Here is a 6,465-nt window from a genome sequence, read left to right as displayed (position 1 = left end):
CAATACCAGCGCACAGCCCAAAGAATGATTTCGCCCTGAAAATGCCGACCATGGAAAGGATTCATATGCTGCACCTTTAGCTAAAACAGTCTTCAGCTTACCATTCGTGGTTATTTGCAACAGTGCCCCCTTAAGTCAGGCGACGTTGCAGAATATTGAAGGGAGACTTGCTGTTGCAAATCTCGAAGGAACTAAAATTATTGTGCATCAAACCAATGATGATAAGGTTGATGTGACTGCCTTAAAATCTGGGGTATTGAGTGATTTGTATCTGAATGGACAAGAAGCCCTGCGCCAAAAGGATGAACAGGTAAAACAATTACAGCAAGAATTAAGGGTGAAAAATGCTTTATTTGCCAATGCAAATGATGTTTTTGCAGAGCTACGTGCACAGCATCCCACTGTAAGCTCTATTTTTCTAGGACAAGGCATTGATTTACCGACTGATCCCAATCAAAAGCAAATACTGCAACTTAGTGTGAGAACATCTGAACCACTATCGAGTGAAGATCAAATTCGCATTGAAAATTGGTTCAAGGTTAGAATGAAGACGGATGCTGTACTATTAGATTTTTTGGTAAATCAAGATATTGTTAATCAAAAAGATAGCAGTTCAAACTAATACTTGTTAATTTGAACTGCTATGTAGATTGTTTAATTACGGACTACATTTAAAAAATACAAGTGGCGTTCGTATTGATCAATAATGTCCTGGAGTAAATCTTCTTGTGTCCATTCCATGACATTGTAGTTTTTCCCCCCTTCTTTTAGAAAAACTTCCGCTTTGTAATATTTCAGAGAGAGGCTACTTTCGTCATCGAGCATAAAACTCGGAGCTCGTGTTTCAGTAGCCACGACTTGATAGATGAAGTTGATTTCATTTTGATGATCTACTTTCAGTAATAGCCCCCATCAACCTCACGGATTGAAACATCCAGATTCCGGCGCTGAAATTCATGTTTTATGTTCTGAAAAGCCTGATGAACATTCTGATGAATATAGGCTGTTACTTCGGCTTTAGAATGTGGGTAATGCATAATTAAACCTAGACGCTGTTGCCAGCTTCTTGGGTTTTGTATAGCTCGTGGTGTGATCCTAGCACTTTGTAGGGCCTGTACTTTTAAGACATCTAAACGTAGTGCCTTGATTAACCCCCAGCACAATAACAGCATAATGAAAGTAAAAGGCAAGGCACTCATGATCACTGCAGATTGCAAGCCACTTAAACCACCAACGATCAGCAAGATAATAGAAAGAACAGCAATCACAGCTGTCCAGAACAAACGTTGCCAAACAGGGGAGTGCTCCGTTTTAGCCGTAAGGTAATCTGTGATCAAGGCTCCTGAATCAGCCGAAGTAACAAAAAACAGGAAGATCAGGAGGGTAGCAACCAGACTGGATACACTAGAGAGAGGTAAAGTCTTTAAAAATTCGAATAAGGCAACAGAAGAATCTTTTTCTACAGCCAATACTAGACTGGAATGATTTTGAACCGTACCGGGTTTGTCGGAGACTTTTTTATTTAAGTTAGGCCACCTGACCTAACGGGTTAATCTTATCATTGAACCGTACTGGGTTTATCGGAGAGAAGTTTTTAATATCTAAATTTATGTAACTATAGAGTATACCCTAAAGTTACAATCTGAAAGTTCATGAAATTATGTATCATTTAAATGATTTTTAATCATAAGTAACATGTAACTTTAGTGTTAAAGAATTATAATTTACGAAATTGTTCATTTTTATCCAATTGGGGCGTGAAAAAGTGAAAGGCCAAAAAGTAGGGTATGTCCGGGTAAGTTCTGTCGAGCAAAACACTGGACGTCAACTTGAAGGAATTGAGGTCGACCGGATTTTTGTTGACCGTGCTTCAGGTAAAAATACTGACCGACCTAAATTTCAGGAAATGTTGAACTATGTCCGGGAAGGGGACAGGGTGATTGTACATTCAATGGATCGTTTTGCGCGAAGCCTAAAAGATTTGGTCACTGAAGTAGATAAACTGGTCAAACGAGGGATCGCCATCCAGTTTGTAAAAGAAAATATTACTTTTACAGCCGAATCCACCCCGATGGATAATTTGATGCTTCAAATGATGGGTGCTTTTGCACAGTTCGAACGTGAGATCATTTTAGAGCGGCAAAAGGAAGGAATAAAACTCGCCTCTGCTGAGGGGAAGTACAAAGGTCGGGTGCATAAACTAAAGCCTGACCAAGCTGAAGCTTTACGACAAGCATGGAAGGAGGGGAAGTATCCATCGAAAATGGCATTAGGGAAAGCTTTTGGGATTAGTCGTCAGGCGGTATACCGATATTTACAAGTTAGTGAATAGCTTATTGGGATTAGCAACTAAATTTAGTTTAACTTATAAAAATCATGAAACACTGTTCGAATTTTAAGCGTGGAACGTGAAAAATCACAAAAAAAGCCCACCTTGGGGAAGGTGGGCTATCAACTAGAAACTACAGCATTGATTTCTAAGTGGAATTATAACGCATTTCGTATAAGGTGTATTATGTTAATTTTAGATTTTTTAAAAAATTAGGGCATCCATGAATCCTTTAGAATTCTACTGTTTAATATTGAAAAATATGGATAAAAACCTGGCTAAGAAACTAGGTAAAATTGAGAAAAAATATACTAATGTTCCATTTAAAAATGATGAAATAGCTAAAGTTAAAATTAAATCCGAATTTGCTTCAGAAATGGGGTTTTTCGTACTTAATTCAGCAACTTCTTTAGCTGTAGATGAAGAAAACTATAATTTTGCATACTGCTTAAAAATCTTAGAACTATATCCAATTAAGAATAACGATTTTTTTTATTGGAATGAGCATATAAAGCTATTTTCAGAATTAGAAAAAAATAATTTTTTATATGAAGATGTCTGCAAACTACATGATTTTCTGGTAAATAACTTTAGCTTTAACGGTGATTTAAAGAATATTATTAGTCATGAGATGCTTAGAAATTCTGGCGTCAATATACTGCTAATTTTAATTCACTTAGATCATTTAATTTCTAAGAAGTGGGGATTCCAATCAATCTCACTAAACCAAGCATTAAAGTTTAAGTTTAAAAATAAACGACCATACTTCCCATCAAAAACTTTTACAGATTTTCTTTTATTTATCTTAAAGATAAATGCAAAGTTTGAAGCAACAAAAGGACATAAAGTCGAGATTCTGAAGACTATTCCTCCAACTAATGGTTTTGAGCAATGGTTAGATCCTTCTCTCGAAGATGAACAAATTAAAGAATTTATACAACTAATTAAAAAAGTTAGAGAAAACAGAAGACTATGCTACTTGAATGAAGTCTATGAGTTCCTAGGTCTACCTTATGGTGAGTTTAAAAATGATGAAATTTATGAACAAGTCTCAGAAGAGAATTATTTATTCCTGAAAAATGAACTTCCAGAAGATAAGTGGTTTGAAAGTATTAATGCCATAGCTGGCCTATGGTTAATATATTTTTGGCAAGACTTTTATTATAAACATTTTCAAAAAACAGCCAGCGTTTCTACGTTAGCTACATCAGAAGATTTTATCGTGATATGGGAAGCCTTCCTGAAGAAATATCCTTCAGAAGGCCAATATCTTTGGCCTTCTGAATTGATATTATAAGATAAATAAATTTTTATTTACGAGGTGGATTATTGTCTCGGCCACCACCTGATGGATTTCCAGTAGTACTAGGCCAACCTGCTGTGCTCATAGTTTTCATCCTTATTTAGATTTCGTAGGTTTATGATTAGGATTCAATTGTCGGCTACGGTTGTCCTGATTCTGCGCATGTTGAATATTATTAGGATTTTTTACTGTAGCACGTTGATCATTCGCTGTTTGTGTCATTGCTTTCTCCTTAAAATGTTTGAACATCTGACAAGGAAAGTATGGCTTCAAAAAAATATGCATCTTGCCTGAAAAACAGTAAAAAAGTTTAAATTTTAACCAAAAAAATTATGTATTTAACATAATGGTGTTATACGAAATTAATGGATGTTCGTATAAATTACTTGCATATTGTATTCGATCGAATACAATATAGTGAGAAGATAAGGATCCTCATGATTGAAATTAAACGTCTTCCAGAATTTGATGAATGGTTGGATGGCATTAAAGACAATATGACCCGTATCCGCCTGAATCGTCGATTAGATAAGGTTCAACGTGGAAACTGGGGAGACATTAAACCTCTCCAAGATGGCGTTTGGGAAATGAGAGAATTCTTCGGTTCTGGATGGAGGATGTATTACATCCAACATGGTGACGTTGTGATTGTAATGCTTGGTGGTGGAGATAAATCAACTCAACAACAAGACATCGATCGGGCAGTCAAACTATCGAAAACATTGGAGGATTAAAATGGTTAAAGTCGCTGATTTACCAAGTTTTGATATGGCTGAGTCGCTCAAAACTGAAGAAGACATTGTGATGTATCTCAATATGGTTCTTGAAGAAAATGATCCAGCTGAATTAGCCCATGCACTTGGTGTTATTGCTAAAGCTCGTGGCATGACTCAAATCGCTAAAGAAGCAGGGATTGGGCGTGAAGCACTCTACAAAGCCCTACGTCAGGATTCAGCACCACGTTTTGATACGATTAATCGTGTAGTAAATGCTTTAGGCTTAAAGCTCACAGTACAACACGCTTAAAACTTTAAAAATATAGTAAAAATGGGAGCTAAAGGCTCCCATTTTTAGATTCGTATAAGGTGTATTATGTTAATTTTAGAAATTCTATATAAATATAGAATTTTTAAAACTTAAATTCTGGCATGTGTCCCATACTTATCAATCATGATCGAACTGGCTTCATTTAGACCACGTACTGTGACATTCGCACCATTCTTTTGAAATTTATTTACAACAGAATCAAGCATGGCGACTGATGTTACATCCCAAATGTGAGAATGGGTCAAATCAATAATCACCTCCTTTACATCCTCTTTAAAGTCAAAACCTTGCATGAATTTTTCAGAAGAACTAAAGAAGATCTGACCTCTCAACTCATATAAACGGGCCATTCCTTCAAAAGATGCTGTCACCTGGATATCATTTTCAAGTTTATTCGCCAGGAACAAGGCTGAAAGTAATACGCCTGTTAACACACCCAAAGCCAGGTTATGCGTAGCAACAACTACAATCACCGTCGCAATCATGACGATATTACTGCTCTTAGGATTATCTTTTAACTGAGTGACAGAACTCCATTCAAAGGTACTGATAGAGACCATTATCATTACCGCTACCAATGTCAACCATTGGAATCACTTTGAGCCAGTCGCTGATAAATACAACCAGAATAAGAAGAAAAATGCCCGCAGAGAATGTTGATAAGCGTGTAAGGCCACCTGATTTTACGTTAATCATAGATTGACCAATCATTGCACAACCGGCCATGCCACCCATAAAGCCAGAAGCAATATTCGCAATCCCTTGTCCCTTACATTCCTGATATTTATCACTTGGCGTATCAGTCATTTCATCCACGATAGTTGCTGTCATCATCGATTCAAGTAAACCTACAGCCGCCAGTGCGACTGAATAAGGCAAAATAATCATCAATGTTTCAATATTCAAAGGAATATCTGGAATCAAGAACATTGGAAGTGTGTCAGGTAAAGACCCCATATCGCCCACGGTCCGTACATCAATTCCTAAAGCGATTGCCAATAATGTGATTGCAATGATGCAGACTAGTGGAGAAGGGAGTAATTTTCCTAATTTGGGAACCAGAGGGAATAGATAAATAATTGCTAAACCTAAAGCAACAAAAGCATATACATGCCAGGTCACATTAATCAGTTCAGGCAATTGAGCCATGAAAATTAAGATCGCTAACGCATTTACGAATCCAATAACCACAGATTTAGATACAAACCGCATTAACTTGGCGAGCTTTAAATAGCCTGCCAATATTTGAATCACGCCTGTCAAAATTGTTGCTGCCAGCAGATATTCAAGCCCATGCTCTTTGACCAATGTGACCATAAGCAGCGCCATTGCACCAGTGGCTGCTGAAATCATGGCAGGACGACCACCTACGAAAGAAATCACGACGGCAATACAGAAGGATGCGTATAGACCAACTTTAGGATCTACACCTGCAATAATTGAAAATGCGATGGCTTCAGGGATGAGTGCAAGACCGACGACTAATCCGGCAAGTACATCCCCACGGATGTTAGAGAACCACTGTTCTCGGACATTAGATAACATAAACATAGCCTGTTTTTTAATTTTTCAGATAGGCTAGTGATGTGATATATACAACACACAAACGACTACACCACATCACTAGACAGTGATGAGTTATTTACAGATTTAAGACGATAAATAAACTTAAGGTGGCGTAAGTGTCATAAGATGAAAGAACGTTTTAGAGTAAAAAAATCAGGACAAGGGTAACAGCTAGGTACTTTTTTATAAAGCCTGGATGTTATATCCAAGCTTTGTTTAA

Annotated in this window: 6 protein-coding genes and 2 pseudogenes; 5 read left to right on the top strand and 3 right to left on the bottom strand. The window is 37.1% G+C overall.

The window, feature by feature from the left end:
• The first annotated feature begins 145 nt into the window (after positions 1-145).
• Positions 146-622, top strand: a complete 477-nt coding sequence (locus HYI04_RS16410) for a hypothetical protein (RefSeq protein ID WP_227560729.1) — start codon at positions 146-148, stop codon at positions 620-622.
• A 32-nt stretch (positions 623-654) separates the two neighbouring features.
• Here the strand turns inward: HYI04_RS16410 and HYI04_RS16405 are convergent.
• Positions 655-1,490 (bottom strand): annotated as a pseudogene (locus tag HYI04_RS16405) (BCCT family transporter); the annotation flags it as partial.
• 275 nt (positions 1,491-1,765) lie between these two features.
• Here HYI04_RS16405 and HYI04_RS16400 point away from each other — a divergent pair.
• Together HYI04_RS16400 and HYI04_RS16395 are read left to right on the top strand one after the other, a co-directional pair.
• Positions 1,766-2,332, top strand: a complete 567-nt coding sequence (locus tag HYI04_RS16400) for a recombinase family protein (protein WP_043041640.1) — start codon at positions 1,766-1,768, stop codon at positions 2,330-2,332.
• Positions 2,333-2,552: 220 nt separating this feature from the next.
• On the top strand, positions 2,553-3,626 hold the full coding sequence (locus HYI04_RS16395; RefSeq protein ID WP_043041639.1) for a hypothetical protein: 1,074 nt from the start codon (positions 2,553-2,555) through the stop codon (positions 3,624-3,626).
• A 102-nt stretch (positions 3,627-3,728) separates the two neighbouring features.
• On the opposite strand, the gene HYI04_RS17020 is transcribed toward HYI04_RS16395, so the two are convergent.
• Positions 3,729-3,854 (bottom strand): hypothetical protein, encoded by a 126-nt coding sequence (locus HYI04_RS17020; RefSeq protein ID WP_004969301.1) that lies wholly within the window; start codon positions 3,852-3,854, stop codon positions 3,729-3,731.
• Positions 3,855-4,069: 215 nt separating this feature from the next.
• Between HYI04_RS17020 and HYI04_RS16390 the strand changes: the two genes are divergently transcribed.
• On the top strand, positions 4,070-4,366 hold the full coding sequence (locus HYI04_RS16390) for a type II toxin-antitoxin system RelE/ParE family toxin (RefSeq protein ID WP_004647749.1): 297 nt from the start codon (positions 4,070-4,072) through the stop codon (positions 4,364-4,366).
• 1 nt (position 4,367) lies between these two features.
• Positions 4,368-4,658 (top strand): addiction module antidote protein, encoded by a 291-nt coding sequence (locus HYI04_RS16385; RefSeq protein ID WP_004969304.1) that lies wholly within the window; start codon positions 4,368-4,370, stop codon positions 4,656-4,658.
• A 110-nt stretch (positions 4,659-4,768) separates the two neighbouring features.
• Here HYI04_RS16385 and HYI04_RS16380 read toward each other — a convergent pair.
• Positions 4,769-6,224, bottom strand: a pseudogene (locus HYI04_RS16380) (SulP family inorganic anion transporter).
• Positions 6,225-6,465 lie beyond the last annotated feature (241 nt).

The sequence above is a fragment of the Acinetobacter sp. SwsAc2 genome (assembly GCF_013391465.1).
In the GTDB taxonomy this organism is placed as follows: Bacteria; Pseudomonadota; Gammaproteobacteria; order Pseudomonadales; family Moraxellaceae; genus Acinetobacter; species Acinetobacter johnsonii.
This window is presented reverse-complemented; position numbering and strand designations above follow the sequence as displayed.